The sequence below is a fragment of the Mesorhizobium sp. M5C.F.Ca.ET.164.01.1.1 genome (assembly GCF_004792125.1).
Classification (GTDB): Bacteria; Pseudomonadota; Alphaproteobacteria; order Rhizobiales; family Rhizobiaceae; genus Mesorhizobium; species Mesorhizobium wenxiniae.
Window position 1 is genome coordinate 38,356 of record NZ_SRTG01000008.1, and the last position, 19,420, is coordinate 57,775.

Here is a 19,420-nt window from a genome sequence, read left to right on the forward strand (position 1 = left end):
CGAAAATATAAGTGCAAAGTGTTGTCGTCGTGCAACGCTGCCTCTGGTTGTGGCGAGGGCCGGCTTCTCAGCCTCCGGTTCCGGCTCCGGCCTTGGCTGAAGCGAACAGGGCGATGGCATTGGTTATGCTCTGGGCCGCCTTGCCGCGCCAATCGGCGCTGAGCAGTTGCGCCTCGTCCTTGGCGTTCGACAGATAGCCGAGTTCGACCAGCACGGAGGGGACATCCGGCGCCTTCAACACTTTGAAGCTGGCCGAACGCTGCGGATTGTTGATGAGGCCGACGCTGGTGGAAAGCTGGCCGACCAAAGTCTGGGCGAAACTCATCGAGAAACTGTGCGTTTCGCGGCGAATCAGGTCGATCAGGATGTCGGTCACTTCCTTGTTGTCGTCCTTGATTTCCATGCCGGCGAATTGGTCGGAAAGGTTTTCACGGTCGGCGAGCGCCTGCGCTTCGGGATCGGAAGCCTTGTCGGAGACCGTGTAGACGGTTGCGCCGCGAAGGCCCTTGACCCTGATCGTGTCGGCGTGGATCGAAATGAGCAGATCGGCCTCGTGCTGGCGGGCTATGCGCACGCGGTCGTCCAGCCGCAGGAATTGATCTGTCTCGCGTGTCATGAACACGTCGTATTTGCCGACTGCGGCAAGTCTTTCCCGCAATTCGGTGGCGAAGGCGAGCGTGACGTTCTTCTCGACCGTGCCGTTCAGGCCCTCGGCGCCGCCGTCGATGCCGCCATGGCCTGGATCGATGACGACGGTGAAGCGATGGCCTGGATTGGAGACCGGGCCGGTGCCGACCCTGCCACCCTTGTCGGAGGAGACCGTCGAGCCGGTGGTCAGCGCCTGATTGGCAAGAGCGGCGTCGAACTCCCGCACGGACGCCGCCGACATATCGATAGCGATGCGGTAGCCGCTGCTGTCATCGTTCTTGAGCACGTCGAGCCTGTCGACGGCGAACGGACCCTTGCCGGTGAGAATCAGCCGCGACACCCCCTCGCCGAGATCGCCGTAGCGCACGCTCCTGACCAGGCCGCGCGCCTTCACATCCTTGGCATTGATGGCGAATTTCGTGCTTGGCAGGTCGATGACCAGACGGTGGGGGCCGCGCAGCAGAAACCATTTGACGTCGGGTTCGCGATCGAAATTCATGACGATGCGCATCTTGGTGGCGTCACCCGCCATTTTGTAGCTCGTCACCGCGAGGGGTGCGTCGGCAGCAAAGGAAACCGGCGAAAAGGCCAGGCAAGCGACAACCACCAACAGCAGACAAGCGGCGCGGAAGTAGGCGGCGTAGAAGAAAGGGCCTCCGGCGCGACTACTCTTGTGCGTGCAGACTGCCAGTCCCATCTCTTTCCAGTCGCTCCGGTTTGGCGCCAGGCGCCCAATCTTGTTTGTCGGAGTGTCGGCGTCTTGTCGAAATGCCGGTTAGGCCGCGAACTCAATTAACGATTGGTATCCAGAGAAGGTTAACCAAGCCTTTTCATCCAAAGGCTTAAGCTGTGCTTCCGTTGCGGAACTGCCTTTTTGCCGGCATCGGAAATCGGGGTTGCCTTCCAACCCGCCAAATCATAAAAGCGATGCTGGATCACTGCAATCCTGGAACCGTCCTTCTCCGCAGCTTCCTGCTACAGCTCAGATGAACGACGGCTCCTTTCGCTTCAGGCGAAAAGGTATCAGGTGATCGCGACGAATTTCGCAGGTGCGAGCCCGTGGCGGGGGAAGCGCCTGCGTGAGGAAAACGGCCGGGATTGTCCCGCGCCGGCTCTGTATGAGCAAACAAGCTGGTCCGGTTTTCCCGGGCTTTGGTTCAAAAAGGTTCTGCTGGTTACGATGGCTTCAAGCGCAATCATGGAAAGGTCCGCAGCAAACCGCGCCATTATGGCTGCGGGCGGCACCGCCATGGCGCTCAGGCAGCGGCCGGCGGACATTCAATTGCCCGGCACCCATGTTCATCCACACTCACAGCGGCGGGCGTTGCCCCGCAAGCTGCGGCTGACGGCTGCCGGGGGGAAACGAAATAATGCCCAACAAGATGCTGATAGACGCCTCCCACCCGGAGGAAACACGTGTTGTCGTCGTTCGCGGTAACCGTATTGAAGAATTCGACTTTGAATCCCAGGACAAGAAGCAGCTCAAAGGAAATATCTACCTCGCCCGCGTAACGCGCGTCGAACCCTCGCTTCAGGCAGCCTTTGTCGAATATGGCGGCAACCGTCACGGTTTCCTCGCCTTCAGTGAAATTCATCCCGACTACTACCAGATTCCGGTCGCCGACCGTCAGGCGCTGCTGCGCGCAGAAGCGCAGGAGGCTGAAGACGAGGACGATGAGGATGGCGAGGGCGACGACCGCCAGAGCCGCGATCGCGGGCGGCGCGGACGCCGGCGCGGCGGCAAGAGCCGCGACCGGGGCGAGCACAAGCGTGATGCAGGTGCGGCCGATTCTGACGATTCTGTCGAGTCCAATGACAGCGGTTCCAATGAGGGCGGCGAACACGGCGAGCATGCGGTCGCGGATAACGCCGATGCCGTTTCCGAAAATGTCGACACGCCGACCGGTACTTCGGAACATAGCGAGGATGTCGCCGGTCATGTTGACGCGAGTCGTAATGAGACGAGCCATGACGAGGCGAGCCATAGCGAGACGAGCCATAATGAGACTGGGCCTTCCGAAGGCGGTCCAAATTCCATCGCCGCGAGCATCGAAGCGGATGTGATTTCCGAAGCCGTGCGGCAGGCGGAGACGGCCGGCGAAGCCACGTCCACCGACAATGATCGCGGCATGCTGGAAGAGGTGCAGTCCTCGCATCCGGAGGACCATGAGGTCGAATCGGTCGGCGCCGAGGATGCGCTGGAAGAAGCGCGCAACCGCCGCAAGCCGGTGCGCCGCCAGTACAAGATCCAGGAAGTGATCAAGCGCCGCCAGATTCTCCTGGTGCAGGTCGTGAAGGAAGAGCGCGGCAACAAGGGCGCAGCGCTCACCACCTACCTGTCGCTTGCCGGCCGCTATTCGGTGCTGATGCCGAACACGGCGCGCGGCGGCGGCATCTCGCGCAAGATCACCAACGCGCAGGACCGCAAGCGGCTGAAGGAGGTCGTCGCCGATCTCGAAGTGCCGCAGGGCATGGGCGTCATCCTGCGCACAGCCGGCGAAAGCCGTACCAAAGCCGAGATCAAGCGCGACTACGAATATCTGATGCGGCTTTGGGAAAACGTCCGCAATCTGACGCTGCAGTCCACGGCCCCTGCCCTGGTCTACGAAGAAGGCAGCCTGATCAAGCGCTCGGTGCGCGACCTCTACAACAAGGACATCGACGAGATCCTGGTCTCCGGCGAAGAGGGCTATCGCGAGGCCAAGGACTTCATGCGCATGCTGATGCCGAGCCACGCCAAGGTCGTGCAGCCGTTCCGCGACACGACGCCGATCTTCGTGCGCAATGGCATCGAGGCGCAGCTCGACCGCATGCTGCAGCCGCAGGTGACGCTGAAGAGCGGCGGCTATATCATCATCAACCAGACCGAAGCGCTGGTCGCCATCGACGTCAATTCGGGCCGCTCCACCAAGGAGCACTCGATCGAGGACACAGCACTTCACACCAACCTGGAAGCGGCCGAGGAAGTCGCACGGCAGCTGAGGCTGCGCGATCTTGCCGGTCTGATCGTCATCGACTTCATCGACATGGAGGAGAACCGCAACAACCGCTCTGTCGAGAAGCGGCTGAAGGATCACCTCAAGAACGATCGCGCCCGCATCCAGGTCGGCCGCATCTCGCATTTCGGCCTGATGGAGATGTCGCGCCAGCGCATCCGTGCCAGTGTGCTGGAATCGACGATGAAGCCTTGCCCGCATTGCGGCGGCACCGGCCATGTGCGGTCCGATTCGTCTGTCGCGCTGATGGTTGTGCGCGCGATCGAGGAATTCCTGCTCAAGGATTCGCGCAGCCACATCACGGTGCGGACGCCGGCGGCGACCGCGCTCTATGTGCTCAACCACAAGCGCGGCACGCTGGTGGAACTCGAAAGCCGCTTCGGCCTGACGATCACCGTCGAAGCCGACGACACGGTCGGCGCCCAGCACTATGCGATCTTCCGCGGCGCGCTGGCTGAAAAGCCTGAAGGCTTCGTCGAGGTGCGCACCTTGCCCGCCTATGTCGAGCCGGAAGAGCCCGCCGACGAAATCGTCATTGAGGAGGAGGAAGACGCGGCCGTTGCACCGGCGGAGCAACCGCGCCAAGCTCAGCAGCCGCAGCAGCCAAGGCCAAGCGAGGATGGCGAAGGCCGCGACCGCAAGCGCCGCAAGCGCCGCAGACGGCGCGGCGGCAAGGATCGCGACCGCGAGCATGGCGCCCCCGTGGAAGGCGCGTCCCTCTCGGCCACAGCCGATGGCGTCTCCGAAGCCTCAAGCGATGAAGGCGCTGAAGCAGACCACGAGGACCAGGTCGGCGTCACCGAGGCGGTGGAAGCGTCGGATGACGGTCGAGAGCCTGATGAAGGTCGGGCGCCGGATGAAGGTCAGGGCAAGAAGCGCCGGCGCGGCAAGCGCGGCGGCAAGCGCAATCGCCGTGAAGACGGCGAAGGCGAGGTCGATGCAGGCACTGCAGAATCGGCTGACGGCCCCCAAGGCGAAGTCTTGGAGGGCGTAACCGTCTCCAGCGAGCCGGCAGCAGCAACGCCGGTCGAAGAGCCTGTGGACCTTGCTCCGGCCAATGACGACATGCCGAGCGCCGAAAAGCCGAAGAAGCCGCGCCGCGCCGCCAAGCCAAAGAAGGCTGCGGCGGACGTCGTCGCCGAGACGCCGGTTGCCGAGCCGGAAATCGTCGCCGAGGCTCCCGCACCTGTTTTGGAGGAAACAGCCGTGGCCGCCGTCGATGAAAAACCGAAGGTCCGCCCATCGCGGCGCAAGCCCGTCCCGGTAGATGCTCCGGTTGAGCCGATCGTGTCCTCGACCGTTGCCGAAGAGGAAAAGACCGAGGAAAAGCCGAAGCGTGCCGGATGGTGGCAGCGGAAAGGCTTCTTCTAAGCTTTTCGGTGGCTTAGCCTGATCTTTTGACCAAAGAATCCCGCGCTGTCTTGTCGACAGCGCGGGATTTTCTTATCTGAAGCGCCACAAGCTTTATGGCGAGAAGACCGACCAGTTCATCATCTTCGCCAGTCTTTCCAGCGCAATCGACCCCAGCCTGGAATTGCCGTTGGCGTTGAGGCCGGGCGACCAGACGGCGAGCGAGGCCACGCCCGGCACGATCGCCAGAATGCCGCCGCCGACGCCGCTCTTGCCGGGAATGCCCACGCGAAAGGCGAAATCGCCTGAGCCGTCATAGTGGCCGCAGGTCAGCATCATCGCGCCGATGCGGCGGGCGCGCTCGGCTGACACCACGGAATGGCCGGTCGCCGGGTTCTTGCCGCCATTGGTGAGGAAGCGACCGGCCAACGCCAGTTGCCGGCAGCTCATCGCGATGGCGCAATGGTGGAAATAGACGCCCAATACGAGGTCCGGCGCGTGGTTGAGATTGCCGAAGGATTTCATGTAGTTGGCAAGCGCCAAATTACGAAAACCGGTGGCGCGTTCCGAAGCAGCGACTTCGCGGTCGATGATGATGGTCTCGTCGTCGGCCAGGAACTGGATGAAGCGCAGGATTTCGCCGATCGCCTCGCGCGGCTGGTGGCCGGCGAGCAGAATGTCGGAAATGACGATGGCGCCGGCATTGATGAACGGATTGCGCGGAATGCCGTTCTCATGCTCGAGCTGGACGATCGAGTTGAACGGGTTGCCCGAAGGCTCGCGCCCGACACGCTGCCACAGCGCGTCGCCGACATTGCCGAGCGCCAATGTCAGCGTGAACACCTTCGAAATGCTCTGGATCGAAAACGGCTCATCGGCGTCGCCCGCCATCAGCACGCGACCGTCATTGGTCACCGCGGCAATACCGAACTTTTTCGGATTGATTTTGCCGAGTTGCGGAATGTAGGTCGCGACTTCGCCGCGATCCGTGCGCTCCGCCATTTCGGCGGCAATTTCGGTCAAAGCCTGTTCGAGTTCCGGCATGGCGCTACTTCAGCCAGCGTTCGAGGCGCATCATCGCCTCGACCATCTCATCGTGGCTGCCGGCGTAGGAAAAGCGCATGGTTCGATGGCCTTGAAGCGGATCGAAATCGCGGCCGGGCGTCGCCGCAACATGCGCCTCGGCCAGCATCTTGCGCGCAAAGGCCATGCTGTCGTTGGTGTGCCTGGTGACATCGCAGAAGGCGTAGAACGCCCCGTCCATCGGTGCCGCCAGCGCAAAGCCGAGTTCGGGCAGGCGTTTCACCAAAAGCTCGCGGTTCCAGGCGTAGCGCGCCTTCACCGCCTCCAATTCGCCGGTCGCCTTGAACGCCTCGATCGCGGCAATTTGGGACAGTTCCGGCGGTGAGATGTAGAGACTCTGGGCGATGCGCTCGACCGGCCGCACCAATGGTTGCGGCAGCACCATCCAGCCGATGCGCCAACCGGTCATGCAGTAATATTTCGAGAAGGAATTGATCACCGTCACGTCAGGGCCGTAGGCGAGCGCCGTCGTGTCCGGCGCAGCGTAAGCCAGCCGGTGGTAGATCTCGTCGGAGATCACGGCGATACCGAGCTCTTGCGCCGTCGTCACCAGCGCCGACAGCTCGTCGGCGGGGATAACCGCGCCGGTCGGATTGGCCGGACTGGCGAACAACACGCCCTTCAGCTTCTTTTCGCGATGCGCGGCCTTCAGATGTTCGGCGTGGAGATAGGCATCACCATTGAGCTCGATCTCGACGATCTCGATGCCGAGCGCGGCCATGATGTTGCGATAGGCCGGATAGCCGGGCGCGGCGATGGCGACACGATCGTCTGGATCGAACATCGCCAGAAAGGCCAGGTTGAAGGCGGCCGACGATCCGGTGGTGACGGCGATCCGGCCGGGTGAAACGGCAAGCCCGTAGTGGTCAGCATAGTGCTGCGCGATCGCCTCGCGCAGGCCCGCAAGACCCAATGCATCGGTGTAGCCGATGCGCCCCATCTTCAATGCGTTCGTCGCCGCTTGCCTGACCCCGGTCGGCGCCGGGTCGGACGGCTGGCCAACGGCCATGGAAACAACCGGCACGCCCTTTGCCTTCAGCCGATTCGCTTCCGCCAGAATGTCCATGGCGTGGAACGGCTCGACGTCGCCGCGACGCGAAAGCGATACAACCATTTGACCTCATTCCTTGCCGGCTGCCGGCGCCGAGCTTTGGCGTCGCGCGCCGCACAAATGCCCGATTGATGTGAGGATCACAAGTTCGGTAAAGTTTCAGTGCCGACTTTTCATCCTCCGCCTGCTCGTCTACCAGTGGACCTGCCATGTTGAATCGACCCAAATCGACGATAGCCAGGGCAGCGCGCGCCTTCGCGACGCTTTCGCTTGCCGCGACCGTCGCTGTGACCGGCACGGTCAGCGCCTTCGCGCAAAACGTGCCGGTGGTGCGCGATGCCGAGATCGAAGCGCTGGTGCGCGATTATGCGCGGCCGATCTTCCGTGCCGCGGGCCTGCCGGAAGACGGCGTCGACATCGTGCTGGTCAACGACCAGAGTTTCAACGCCTTCGTTGCCGGATCCCGCATGTTCATCAACACCGGCGCCCTAATGTCGGCGGAGACGCCCAACGAGATCATCGGCGTCATCGCCCATGAAGCCGGCCACATTGCCGGCGGGCACCAGCAAAAATTGCGCAACCAGCTCGAACGCGCCAAGACGATGGCCATCATCGCGACGCTGCTTGGCGCAGGTGCCATCGTTGCCGGCGCCACCACCAAGAGCCGTGGCCTCGCCGGCGCCGGCATGGGGGTTGCAGCCGGCGGCGGCGAGATGGCGCAGCGCAGCATCCTCGCCTATCAGCGCACCGAAGAGATGACCGCCGACCGCTCGGCGGTAACCTATCTCAACGCGACCGGCCAGTCCGGCCTGGGCATGCTGAAGACCTTCGGCCGCTTTCAGAGCGCGCTCTCGCTGTCAGGGGCGCAGGTCGACCCCTACCGGATCAGCCATCCGCTGCCGCGGGAGCGCATTGCCAATCTCGAAGTGCTGGTCAAGCAGAGCCCTTATGTCGAGAAGGTCGATCCGCCGGCACTGCAGCAGCGGCACGACATGATGCGCATCAAGATCGCCGCCTATATGGGGGGCAAGGCCGCCGCATCGCGGCTGATGCGCAAGAACCCGGACAGCCTCGCCTCGCAATATGGCGACGCGCAGACGAGCTACCTTTTCGGCGATCTTGCCGGGGCGCTCGCCAAGACCAACGCGCTGATCAAGGCACAGCCGAAAAACCCCTATTTCCAGGAATTGCGCGGCGACATCCTGATGAAGGCGAACAGACCGAAGGCTGCCGCCGAAGCCTATGCCAAGGCGGTCAGCCTCGATCCGGCACGATCCGGGTTGCTGTCGGTCTCCTACGGCCAGGCGCTGATGGCAATCGGCACGCCCGATTCCCTGGAGAAAGCAGTGGTGCAGATCAACAAGGGCCTCGGGCGCGACCGGGAAAACGCCGTCGGTTACCGCCATCTGGCGCAGGCCTATGGCGAACTCGGCAACATCCCGGCCGCGGATCTTGCAACCGCCGAAGGCCATTTCTATTCCGGCGCCTACAAGGATGCCAAGATCTTCGCAATGCGCGCGCAGATGAAAATGAAGCGCGGCGAGCCGGGCTGGATCCGCGCGCAGGACATCATAAACTACGCACCATCAGGCAAGAAAAAGTGAACCTTCCGGCCGTGCGCGGCGACATGTAGTGGACCAATCGGGTCGGGCCGGAACCAGGCAAGAGGATTAGGGATGATGAACAAGGCAATTCTGCTGGGCGCCACGGGAGTGGCGGTCGCTCTCGCCATGCTGGGTTTCGGGTTCGTGACCGGAAGTCCGCAGACGGCAAAGGCCGATGCCGTGCAGATCGCCCAGGCGGCGCCCGCCGACACCAAGATCGACCGGGCCGAAGTCGAAGGCATCATCCGCGACTATCTCCTGAAGAACCCGGAAGTGCTGCTGGAGGCTCAGGAAGCGCTCGAGGCCAAGCAGAAGGAGGCGCAGCGCGTCGCCAGTCTCGCCATCATCAAAAATGCCAAGGACCAGATCTTCAACTCGGCCTTCGACGGCGTCGTCGGCAATCCGAACGGCAAGGTCACCATCGTCGAGTTCTACGATTACAATTGCGGCTACTGCAAACGCGCCATGGAGGACATGCAGACGCTGACGACAGCCGATTCGGACCTGCGCTTCGTGCTCAAGGAGTTCCCGATCCTCGGCCCGGATTCGCAGAAGGCGAGCGTCGTCTCGATGGCCTTCCACCTGATGATGCCGGAGAAATACGGCGAGTTCCACAACGCGCTGCTCGGCGGCCAGGGACGCGCCACCGAAGCGGCGGCCATCAAGGTAGCGCTTTCGCTCGGCGCCGACGAAGCGACGCTGCGCGAGAAGATGAAGGAACCGTCGATCGCCGAGGCCCTCTCCAAGACCTTTGACCTTGCCAACAAGCTGGCCATCACCGGAACGCCCTCCTATGTGGTCGGCAACGAGGTGGTGTTCGGGGCGCTCGGCCAGGAAGTGCTGGCGGAGAAGATCGAGGCGGCCAAGGCCGCACTCTGATCGCCCGATGGCTTTCGGCGCAAGCCATTTTGCGCCTGTTGTGGACAGCGAAACAACCCACTTGCGCTCTTTTCGCAGGCGTCTAAGCCCATTATAGAGGACCGGCGCGCCGACTGATGCCGGCGCTGATGTGGTGGATTTGAAGTTCCTGCTACTTTGGTGGCATCAGCGTTCAGGAACTTCAAATCCACCACATCAGAAATGTATAAATTGCCAGTGTGGCTTTGAATCCGAAATTCGTTCAAAGCGCTGCTCCAAGGTATTGCGAATTTCGGATTCAAAATCACACTGGGAAAGGTCGGCATTTTGAAAACGGTTTTCATCCTGAACGGTCCCAACCTCAACGCGCTCGGCAAGCGCGAGCCGGGCATCTATGGCGGCAAGACGCTTGCCGCGATCGCCGACGATTGCAAGCAGGCAGGTGCGGCACTTGGGCTCGAGATCGATTTCCGTCAATCGAACCATGAGGGCGACCTCGTCGACTGGATACAGGAAGCCGCCGACAAGGCTGTTGGCATCGTCATCAATCCGGGTGCCTACAGCCACACCTCGATTGCCATTCACGACGCCATCCGCTCCGTCGCGCCATTACCCGTCGCCGAAGTTCATCTTTCCAACATCCATGCGCGGGAACCATTCCGCCACGTCTCCATGGTCTCGCCGGTGGCCGTCGGCATGATCTGCGGGTTCGGGCCGCTCGGCTATACACTGGCGCTGCAGGCGCTGGCCGCACGCCTATGACTGGCCAACAAACAGAAGGCTCGAAAATGTCGATAAAGAAGAATGGTGTTGACCAGCAGCTTATCCGCGATCTGGCGGGCATACTGAACGACACCAACCTCACCGAGATCGAGGTCGAGCTGGGCGACTTGAAGGTGCGCGTGTCGCGACAGGCGCCGGCCGTCCATGCGGTCGCCGCACCGCAGCCCGCCTATGCGCCGCCGGCAGCGCAGCCGGCTGCCGCAGCCGCCCCGGCAGCGGCCGACGTATCCAAGAATGCGGTGGCCTCGCCCATGGTCGGCACCGCCTATCTGGCGCCGTCGCCCGACGCCAAGGCGTTCATCGAGGTCGGCCAGCAGGTCAAGGAAGGCCAGACGCTGCTGATCATCGAGGCGATGAAGACGATGAACCAGATCCCCTCGCCCCGCGCCGGCACGGTGACGGCGATCCTGTTCGAGGATGCGCAGCCGGTCGAATATGGCATGCCGCTCGTCGTGATCGAGTAGAGCCGGGAACAGCCGCAAAATGTTCCAGAAAATTCTCATCGCCAATCGCGGCGAAATCGCTCTGAGGGTGCTGCGCGCCTGCAAGGAACTCGGCATCCAGACGGTGGTGGTGCATTCGACCGCCGACGCCGACGCCATGCATGTGCGGCTTGCCGACGAGAGCGTCTGCATCGGTCCGCCGCCGTCGCGCGACAGCTATCTCAACATCCACCAGATCGTCGCGGCCTGCGAGATCACCGGCGCCGACGCTGTGCATCCGGGCTACGGCTTCCTGTCGGAGAACGCCAAATTCGCCGATATCCTCGCCGCGCACAACATCACCTTCATCGGCCCGTCCGGCGATCACATCCGCATCATGGGCGACAAGATCGAGGCCAAGCGCACCGCAAAGCGTCTTGGCATTCCGGTGGTGCCCGGCTCCGACGGCGCGGTCAGCGAGGAAAAGGAGGCCAGACGCATCGCCGCCGAGATCGGCTATCCCGTGATCATCAAGGCGTCGGCCGGCGGCGGCGGACGTGGCATGAAGGTGGCGCGCAGCGAAGCCGATCTTGTCGTCGCGCTGCAGACGGCGCGCTCGGAAGCCGGGGCCGCTTTTGGCGACGACGCCGTCTATATCGAGAAGTATCTCGAAAAGCCGCGCCACATCGAGGTCCAGGTGTTCGGCGACGGTGCCGGCCGCGGGGTGCATTTCGGCGAACGCGACTGTTCGCTGCAGCGCCGTCACCAGAAGGTCTGGGAAGAGGCGCCCTCGCCGGCGCTCAATGCCGAAGAGCGCGCGCATATCGGCGGCGTCTGTGCCAGGGCGATCGCCGATCTCGGCTACTCCGGTGCCGGTACCATCGAATTCCTCTATGAGAACGGCGGGTTCTATTTCATCGAAATGAACACCCGCCTGCAGGTCGAGCACCCGGTGACGGAAGCGATCACCGGTATCGACCTCGTGCATGAGCAGATCCGCGTCGCTTCGGGCGGCGGGCTTTCGGTGCGCCAGGAAGATATCCGCTTTCAGGGCCACGCCATCGAATGCCGCATCAATGCCGAGGATCCACGCACCTTCACCCCCTCGCCCGGAACGATCACCCACTTCCACACGCCGGGCGGCCTTGGCATCCGCGTCGATTCCGGCGTCTATTCCGGCTACAAGATCCCGCCTTACTACGACAGCCTGATCGGCAAGCTGATCGTGCACGGCCGCAATCGCGTCGAATGCATGATGCGGCTGCGGCGGGCGCTCGACGAATTCGTCGTCGACGGCATCAAGACGACGCTGCCGCTGTTTCGCGATCTCGTCGGTAATGCCGATATCGCCAATGGCGAGTATGACATCCACTGGCTGGAAAAATATCTGGCCAAAGAGGATTAGGTCGTGAACTTGTAGAATATAATGTGGCGATGACCCGTCCCTACGCGCCAGGCTATCGCATCCCGACCGACCTGTTGCTCAAGGCCTATGCCTCGGGCGTCTTTCCGATGGCCGAAAGCGCCACCGATCCCGAAGTGTTCTGGGTGCGGCCGGAGACGCGCGGCATCATCCCTCTCGATGGTTTTCACACGCCCAAAAGCTTGAGGAAGGCGATCCGGAAAAATCTGTTCGACATCCGTTTCGATTTCGACTTCGAGGCGACCATCGATGGCTGCGCCGAAAGGCGCGAAGAACGCCGGTCGACCTGGATCAACGCGCCGATCCGCGAGGCTTATGTCGAACTCCACCGGATGGGCCATTGCCATTCGGTCGAAGCCTGGCGCGAGGGTCGGCTGGTTGGCGGCCTATACGGCGTGTCGCTCGGCCGGGTGTTCTTCGGTGAAAGCATGTTCGCCCGGGAAACGGACGCGTCGAAGGTCTGTCTGGTGCATCTGGTCGAGCGCCTGAAGGAACGGCGCTTTGCGCTGCTCGACACGCAGTTCACCACGGAGCACCTCAAACGTTTCGGCGCGGTCGACGTGCCGAGGGGCAAGTATGAAAAGATGCTGGCTGACGCGCTGAAGGGCGAAGCGGTCTTTTTCCCGTGATTTGCCCAGGTTAGTTTTTTGCGGCAGGGTCAAGAGGCGTCTGCGCGTGGAACATCATCTTCCAGCCATTGACGCGATGGACATAGCCGGTGCTGACCAGCGCCGCATAAGGCTCGCCATTCTCGCGAGTGGCATGGGCCTCGTAGGTCAGCACGACGATGTCGCTGCCCGGCTCGATGATGCCCTTGAGATCGATATCGAGATCGCGCCAGCGGTTCGGATCCGTCGCGGTTTCGGCCAGATCGGCGTTACTCATCGTTTGCGCCATCTGCGGGAAAGCCACCAGGCATTCGGTGTCGGCATTGGCTTTAAAATAGGCAGCGTCGCCGGTCCAGAACCCTCTTTCGAGGTCGAGGAGTTCGTCTTTGTTGGCCATCATGGGAACATCTCCGTACCGCCAGCCATGACCAACGCACGGAGAATAAGGCGGTTCCGGAAGCTCAGTATGTGATCCCGAACAGGGGATCCCGCGCGCCCGGCGCTCTAATTGGATTTAGCAGCGTCGGGTGCCGGCACCTCCGACTTCTGCTTGCAGCCCTTCAGCCAGACATCGTAGACCGCGTGCTCGACGGCGTTGAGGCCGGGGCTTTCGGCAAACATCCAGCCGGTGAAGATGCGGCGGATTTTGCGATCCAGCGTGATCTCGTCGACCTCGACGAAGGAATCGGTCTTCGGCTCTTCGGTTTGCGGCCGCGAATAGCAGATGCGCGGCGTCACCTGCAAGGCACCGAACTGCACCGTCTCGTCGATATAAACATCGAAGGTGATGATGCGGCCGGTGATCTTGTCGATGCCGGCGAATTCGGCGACGGGATTGGTGATGCGTTCTGGTGCCGCAGGTGCCGCCGGCGCCACTGTCGCCTCCGGTTCCACCGGCACCTCCGGCGCCGCCGGGTCCACTGGCGCCTCAAGCGTCTGTGCGGCGGCCATGCTAAAAGCCGCAAAAGCGGCGGCGGCCACCGTCAGTCCGCCCATCGAGATTCGGCTGAAAATGCTCATGCAAGGGTCCGGTGGTTTGCGCCCGGGGTGATTCTGTCGCGCCCAAGGCTAGTCGCTGCTGTCAGATCGGCAAGCAGCTAAACGCCAATTGTGGCGATAAAGGACCGATCCGCCGCGACGAGCGGTTACGAACCCGGCGTCCAGGCGTCGTAATCGCCCGTCACCTGCGGCCGGTGCTGGTTGGTGAGCACGGAGCCCTTGGGGCGATAGGCGGCGGCACTTCCGGTGAGGTTCGGCTGATGCGGCTTCTGCCAGTCGCGTGGCTTATAATTGTCGCTCGGCGGCGCGATATCGACGCGGTGATGCATCCAGCCATGCCAGCCGGGCGGAATCATCGAGGCTTCCGAATAGTCGCGATAGATGACCCAGCGGCGGGTGCGGCCTTCCGAATCGACACCACCCTCGTAGTAGACGTTGCCAGCCTCGTCCTGCCCTACTTTCTTGCCATGCCGCCAGGTGTGGAAGCGCGTGCCCAGCGTCTGGCTGTTCCACCAGGTGAAAAACTGCAGAAGGAAAGTCTTCATCCAAAGTCCTCGCGGTGGCTGCGGCGCCTGTTGCCTGCTTATGGCGTCAGGCCATCGCTAAGGCAAGGGTTTTGCCGCAAGCGCCGCGCAAATGGCTGTCAGAAAACCGATGCAAACCCGGCGGGCCTTTCGCGGCGGTCGAAGCATGCCTTGCCAAGGCTGCCCGGTCTTTCTAAAGCTCTGCGCGTCCATGCAGGTGTCCAGTCTGATTGACGGTTGAGGGAGGTAAAGATGGCCCCGGATTCATCCGACCCTGAGCTGCGGATCAGTGCCAGCTCCATTCGCCTGCGCAAGGGCGGCGTGCCGGTCGTCTGCCTCACCGCCTACACCTATCCCGTCGCTCGCCTGCTCGACGATCATGTCGACCTGCTTCTGGTCGGCGACAGCGTCGCCATGGTTCTCCATGGCCACAAGACCACGCTGGGCGCTTCGCTGGAGATGATGATCGCCCATGGACAAGCGGTGATGCGGGGTTCGGCCAGGGCCTGCGTGGCGGTCGACATGCCGGCCGGAAGCTATGAGGCAACGCCGCGCCAAGCCGTCGCCTCGGCTCGGCGGATCGTCAACGAAACCGGTTGCCAGGCCGTCAAGCTGGAGGGCGGCGTTACAGTTGCCCGGCAGATCGCGGCGATCGTCGCTGCCGGCATTCCGGTCATGGGACATATCGGCTTGCAGCCGCAATCGGTGGAAAGCGACGGCGGCTACAGGATCAAGGGCCGTACCGAGGAGAATGTGGCGGCGCTTTATCGCGACGCCGACGCGGTCGAGAAGGCCGGCGCGTTTTCGGTGGTCATCGAAGGCACCGTCGAGACCGTCGCCGCCGACCTCACTCGGCACATTTCCATTCCAACCATCGGCATCGGCGCCAGCGGAGACTGCGACGGCCAGATCCTGGTCATCGACGATATGGTCGGCCTGACCGTCGACCGCGTGCCGAAATTCGTCAAGCAATATGCCGACCTGCGCAGCGTCATATCGCAGGCGGCAGCCAGCTATGCAGCGGAGGTGCGAAGCCGGACATTCCCCGGCCCGAACCACGTCTTTTCGACCGCAGCCGACAAGAGTGAAGCATGAGCCGGCCTCTCGTCGTCGACAGCGTCGCCGCCCTTCGCGCGCAAATCCGCGACTGGCGTCGTGATGGCCTCAGCGTTGCCATGGTGCCGACCATGGGTGCGCTGCATGACGGCCATGTCTCGCTGATCGGGATCGCACTCGAAAAGGCCGATCGCTGCGTTGTCTCGATCTTCGTCAACCCGACGCAGTTCGCGCCGAGCGAAGACCTCGACAAATATCCGCGCCAACTCGCCCGCGACCTCGACCGGCTGGCCGAGGCCGGCGCCCAGCTCGCTTTCACCCCTGGTGTGGCGGAGATGTATCCGGCTGGCTTCGCCACAAGGATCTCGGTCGGCGGGCCAGCCGCCGGGCTGGAATCGGATTTCCGTCCGACCTTCTTCGACGGCGTCGCGACGGTCGTGGCAAAGCTCTTCCTGCAGGCGTCGCCCGACTGTGCAGTCTTCGGTGAAAAGGACTACCAGCAGCTTTGCGTCGTCAGGCAGCTCTGCCGCGACCTCGATCTGCCGGTGGAAATCATCGGCGCGCCAACGGTACGCGACGCACATGGCCTCGCCATGTCCTCACGCAATGCGTATCTGAGCGAAGCCGATCTGGAGGTGGCGCGCCAGCTCAACGCCATATTGCGCCGGACGGCGGCGGCACTAGCGGCAGGCGAGGATGCAGGCAGCGCGACCGCCGGGGCCAGCCGCGCGCTCGTCAAGGCTGGCTTCGACAAAGTCGATTATGTCGCGGCGCGCGAGAGCCTGACGCTCGCCCCATGGCGGAGAAACCGTGACGGACGCCTGCTCGCAGCCGCCTGGCTGGGCAAGACCCGGCTCATCGACAATGTGGAAGTTCCCTCGGCCTAAAGCGCATCGCGTTTGGATGGATTCATTGCGACGCGCTTTAAGTTCTTGTTTTTATGCATGTCGTTATCGCAAAACCGCTTCGCACCCTCGGTTCAAGCCCGAGGGCGTGCTTTTGCGCGACGTGCATTAGGCCAATCAGGCGACCTTGAGATCCTTCATCGCCTTCTCGTAGACATCCTTGATCGGCTTGGATACGTCTTCGGCGGCTTTCGTCGCCGCAGCCTGAAACTCCTTGCCCTGCTCGACGGTCTTTTCCACCTGCTTGCGCAGGAAGGCAGTCTGCAGTTCGATGAACTCGGAGGGCGATTTCACGGCAACCAGGGCTTCGAGGTGAGAAAAGCTGGCCTCAACATTTGCGCGAAGCGCGGCGATCGTCTTCAGCGACAGCTCATTGCCAGCGGTCCTGGCTGTCTCGAAGGATGACTCAAGCGCCTTTTGGGTCGCCTCGGCGCCGGTCGCCAATTTCGATAAGGCTTCTTTCGACTGCTCGACGCCCTTTTCGGCGACAGCGCGGAACTGATCGGTGGCCGCGGTCGGGACTCCTGCGTTCTCGATGATTTCAGCAGTTTTATCAGCGGTCTTGGTCATAGTTTCCATCCTTTGCGGTGGGCGACCTTGTAGAAAAGCCGTCTCGTTCATCTAGCAGCCTGACGTTACGGCATCTGCAGTGCATTGCAATATTTTTGTGCGTCGCACCATGCCTTTTTTGCCTCAGCGTTAGCCACTGCTGAGTTCTTACCGGGCGTGTTTTGCGGACGACAGCTGAGAAAGTATTCAGGCAAGTATTGCAAAACAGTGGCCCGCCTCAAGCGCGCCTGTCCGATACACGCTTCGCCCCGCGAATTACGAATTACGGTGACAGTGCACCTTTTCTTTTCCCCGCCTGCCGCGTTTTCCGGGTTTCACGGCTTTTTCGGTTTGCTCGGCTCCGATCCAGAAGTGCTTCGCTGCCCACCGGCCAGCACAGCCGAGCAAACAGGGCAAAAAGTGCACTGTCACTAATTCCAATCTGCATATTTTTTAGCCTTTGTGGATGACATCTTCAGAATCCGGGCTACCAGGCCGGCTCGGCTACAATTCGGCCAAAATCATGGTGCGGTCCTGCGCGCTCCAGGAGCGCAGCATCGATGCTCGGCTGGAATGAGAACGTTTCCTGGCGCGGATCCCAAACTTGATACCGGCACATGTCGAGCGGCTGCTCCCCTATCTGTTCCTGCTCGCATTGACCTGCATCGCGGTCGTCTTCCGGCCGCTCCTGCCTGTCGATGAAACGCGATATCTCAGCGTCACCTGGGAGATGTATCTGAGCGGACAGATCTTCGTTCCGACGATGAATTTCGCGCCCTATCTGCAAAAGCCGCCGCTGCTGTTCTGGCTTATCGACCTGGCCTGGGACATTTTCGGCGCAAGCCGGGTTGCCGCGATGCTCGTCATCTTCGTCGCGTCGTCGCTCGTCATCTGGCTGACGACGCGTCTGACAAAAACCCTCTTTCCCAGGCGCGACGACATCGCAAGCCGTATCCCTTGGCTCGTCGCCGGAAGCACAATCTTCGTGATTTATTCGACGCTGATCCTGTTCGACATGCTGCTGACGGTCTTCGTGCTCGCCGCGCTTTTGTCGTTGCTTGCCTTTGCCAAAAACGGCAGGCACGCCGTGCTGGCGGGATTGTTCATTGGACTGGGTGTTTTGACGAAAGGCCCGGTGGTGCTCATCCATGTCGGCGCCCCCATCCTGCTCTATCCATTCTGGCGCGACCGGCAGGCCGGGCTGGCGACGCCGAAATTCTTCGGCGGGGCGGGTTTGGCAATTTTCGCCGCATTGATCCCGGTGGCGATCTGGCTGGTGCCGGCGACCATCCAGACAAAGGGCAACTTCGTCTACGATCTTGTCTGGAACCAGTCGGCAGGGCGTGTCACCGGCAACCTGCACAACTCCCATGGCCGGCCGTTCTATTTCTATGTCGTGCTGCTGCCGATCATGCTTGTACCGTGGATCTTCATACCCGAAGTGTGGCGGCTGAAGCTGGCCGCCCGGATACGTGGCCTGATCGACACGAGATCGCCGGACCTGCGCGCACTGCGCCTGCTGTCATTCTCGTTCGTCGCGGTTTTACTGGTTTTCAGCGCGATATCCGGCAAGCAACCTCACTATCTGGTGCCGATGCTGCCATTTGCGACCATCCTGTTCGGGTATTTCATGGCGGAGATTCCCCTCGCGAAGCTCAGAAACTCGGCCTTCGTCCTGCTCGCAATTTTCGGCATCGGTCATGCAGCAGCGTCAGCGACAGCTTTCAGACGCGAAGATCTCATGCCGCTGGCCAACTTCATCGACGAGCGAAAGAATGCCGACTGGGCTGTCGCCTTCGACTACCAGGACGAGGTCGGCTTCCTTGCCCGGCTGCAAAAGCCGTTCGAAAGCACCGACAATCCCGAGGAATGGCTTCGCTCGCATCCTGGCGGCTATGTCATCGACAAATCCAAGGACACTGGGACGTCGGAGCAAATCGCTTTCCGCCTTCACGTCGAACGAGGCTATCTTGTCGTCCTCAAGGGACAACATTGAGGGCGCGGCAACCGACCGCGCAGCCCGTAAAACGCAACTGACTGCGACATATCCGGGCAGGCAAATCTATCCGATCGTCTTCTCGAAAATCAGCGCCGGCAGCCCTGAACCGCCGCCACAGTCGGCGGTGTTGCCGGCGGGCAAAAACCCTTTCGAGCGATAGAAGGCGACGGCCGGAGCGTTTGCCTCTTCCACTTCGACACGCAGCGTCCGCGCCTCCGGAAAGCTGGCCTCGACCTCTTCCAGCAGCGCCTGGCCGATCCCTTGCCTCTGGCAGGTCGGATGCACGTAAAGCTGGTTCAGCATGACGATCTTCGCATCCGTGGTGGCTGCGGAGAAAGCCATGCCGCCGATGCGCCTGCCGTCGTCTGCGACCAGGAATTCGGTGTTCGGCCGTGTCAGCCGCGCCTTGAGCGAGGCGATCGAATGCCATTCGTCAGTGATCTCGGTGACTTTGGCAGCGCCATAGATGGCGTCATAGGTGGCATGCCACGTTTCGACCAGCAGCGCCCGGATGGCAACCAGATCGCGTTCGCTGGCAGTGCGGACGAACATCGGTTTTCTC

General features: G+C 62.1%; 18 protein-coding genes. 10 read left to right on the forward strand and 8 right to left on the reverse strand.

The genetic code is table 11. The features are described 5' to 3' along the window. Positions 1-67 precede the first annotated feature (67 nt). On the reverse strand, positions 68-1,345 hold the full coding sequence (locus EN807_RS28430; RefSeq protein WP_246684402.1) for an N-acetylmuramoyl-L-alanine amidase: 1,278 nt from the start codon (positions 1,343-1,345) through the stop codon (positions 68-70). Positions 1,346-2,018: 673 nt separating this feature from the next. Here EN807_RS28430 and EN807_RS28435 point away from each other — a divergent pair. Then, positions 2,019-5,015 (forward strand): ribonuclease E/G, encoded by a 2,997-nt coding sequence (locus EN807_RS28435; protein WP_135937593.1) that lies wholly within the window; start codon positions 2,019-2,021, stop codon positions 5,013-5,015. 93 nt (positions 5,016-5,108) lie between these two features. Here the strand turns inward: EN807_RS28435 and EN807_RS28440 are convergent, their stop codons facing one another. Both EN807_RS28440 and EN807_RS28445 read right to left on the reverse strand, forming a co-directional pair. After that, positions 5,109-6,038 (reverse strand): glutaminase, encoded by a 930-nt coding sequence (locus tag EN807_RS28440; RefSeq protein ID WP_135937594.1) that lies wholly within the window; start codon positions 6,036-6,038, stop codon positions 5,109-5,111. Between the two features lie 4 nt (positions 6,039-6,042). Further along, entirely contained in the window at positions 6,043-7,191 is a 1,149-nt protein-coding gene (locus tag EN807_RS28445) for an aminotransferase class I/II-fold pyridoxal phosphate-dependent enzyme (protein ID WP_135937595.1), read from the reverse strand. 146 nt (positions 7,192-7,337) lie between these two features. Here EN807_RS28445 and EN807_RS28450 point away from each other — a divergent pair, with 146 nt between their 5' ends. The 6 genes from EN807_RS28450 to aat all read left to right on the forward strand — a co-directional run bounded on the left by EN807_RS28450 (position 7,338) and on the right by aat (position 12,847). Further along, positions 7,338-8,732, forward strand: coding sequence for a M48 family metalloprotease (locus EN807_RS28450; protein ID WP_127320270.1), 1,395 nt, complete (start codon positions 7,338-7,340; stop codon positions 8,730-8,732). Between the two features lie 75 nt (positions 8,733-8,807). Then, complete coding sequence (locus EN807_RS28455) at positions 8,808-9,611, forward strand: DsbA family protein (RefSeq protein ID WP_135937596.1); 804 nt, start codon at positions 8,808-8,810, stop codon at positions 9,609-9,611. Positions 9,612-9,917: 306 nt separating this feature from the next. Next, positions 9,918-10,352, forward strand: coding sequence for a type II 3-dehydroquinate dehydratase (gene aroQ, locus EN807_RS28460; protein ID WP_127320274.1), 435 nt, complete (start codon positions 9,918-9,920; stop codon positions 10,350-10,352). 26 nt (positions 10,353-10,378) lie between these two features. Continuing rightward, positions 10,379-10,837, forward strand: coding sequence for an acetyl-CoA carboxylase biotin carboxyl carrier protein (gene accB, locus EN807_RS28465; protein ID WP_029353815.1), 459 nt, complete (start codon positions 10,379-10,381; stop codon positions 10,835-10,837). A 19-nt stretch (positions 10,838-10,856) separates the two neighbouring features. Then, positions 10,857-12,200 carry an acetyl-CoA carboxylase biotin carboxylase subunit gene (gene accC / locus EN807_RS28470; protein ID WP_135937597.1) on the forward strand — a complete coding sequence of 448 codons (1,344 nt, stop codon included), beginning with the start codon at positions 10,857-10,859 and terminating at the stop codon, positions 12,198-12,200. A gap of 29 nt (positions 12,201-12,229) precedes the next feature. Then, positions 12,230-12,847, forward strand: coding sequence for a leucyl/phenylalanyl-tRNA--protein transferase (gene aat, locus EN807_RS28475; protein ID WP_027154458.1), 618 nt, complete (start codon positions 12,230-12,232; stop codon positions 12,845-12,847). 10 nt (positions 12,848-12,857) lie between these two features. On the opposite strand, the gene EN807_RS28480 is transcribed toward aat, so the two are convergent. The 3 genes from EN807_RS28480 to EN807_RS28490 form a co-directional block, all read right to left on the reverse strand. After that, positions 12,858-13,226 carry a hypothetical protein gene (locus EN807_RS28480; RefSeq protein WP_135937598.1) on the reverse strand — a complete coding sequence of 123 codons (369 nt, stop codon included), beginning with the start codon at positions 13,224-13,226 and terminating at the stop codon, positions 12,858-12,860. A 104-nt stretch (positions 13,227-13,330) separates the two neighbouring features. After that, positions 13,331-13,846, reverse strand: a complete 516-nt coding sequence (locus tag EN807_RS28485) for a DUF2155 domain-containing protein (protein ID WP_189522596.1) — start codon at positions 13,844-13,846, stop codon at positions 13,331-13,333. A gap of 125 nt (positions 13,847-13,971) precedes the next feature. Beyond that, complete coding sequence (locus tag EN807_RS28490) at positions 13,972-14,370, reverse strand: NADH:ubiquinone oxidoreductase subunit NDUFA12 (RefSeq protein ID WP_127319583.1); 399 nt, start codon at positions 14,368-14,370, stop codon at positions 13,972-13,974. 231 nt (positions 14,371-14,601) lie between these two features. Here EN807_RS28490 and panB point away from each other — a divergent pair, with 231 nt between their 5' ends. Both panB and panC read left to right on the forward strand, forming a co-directional pair. After that, positions 14,602-15,444 carry a 3-methyl-2-oxobutanoate hydroxymethyltransferase gene (gene panB / locus EN807_RS28495; protein WP_135937599.1) on the forward strand — a complete coding sequence of 281 codons (843 nt, stop codon included), beginning with the start codon at positions 14,602-14,604 and terminating at the stop codon, positions 15,442-15,444. Then, complete coding sequence (panC, locus tag EN807_RS28500; RefSeq protein ID WP_135937600.1) at positions 15,441-16,292, forward strand: pantoate--beta-alanine ligase; 852 nt, start codon at positions 15,441-15,443, stop codon at positions 16,290-16,292. Before panB ends, panC begins: the two co-directional genes overlap by 4 nt. A gap of 135 nt (positions 16,293-16,427) precedes the next feature. On the opposite strand, the gene EN807_RS28505 is transcribed toward panC, so the two are convergent. Further along, the gene (locus EN807_RS28505) at positions 16,428-16,880 is read right to left on the reverse strand and encodes a phasin (protein ID WP_135937601.1); all 453 of its coding nucleotides are present in this window, start codon (positions 16,878-16,880) and stop codon (positions 16,428-16,430) included. A gap of 583 nt (positions 16,881-17,463) precedes the next feature. On the opposite strand from EN807_RS28505, the gene EN807_RS28510 reads away from it, so the two are divergent. Further along, the gene (locus EN807_RS28510) at positions 17,464-18,855 is read left to right on the forward strand and encodes a glycosyltransferase family 39 protein (protein WP_135937602.1); all 1,392 of its coding nucleotides are present in this window, start codon (positions 17,464-17,466) and stop codon (positions 18,853-18,855) included. A 66-nt stretch (positions 18,856-18,921) separates the two neighbouring features. On the opposite strand, the gene EN807_RS28515 is transcribed toward EN807_RS28510, so the two are convergent. After that, on the reverse strand, positions 18,922-19,410 hold the full coding sequence (locus EN807_RS28515; RefSeq protein WP_135937603.1) for a GNAT family N-acetyltransferase: 489 nt from the start codon (positions 19,408-19,410) through the stop codon (positions 18,922-18,924). Between the last annotated feature and the right edge of the window lie 10 nt (positions 19,411-19,420).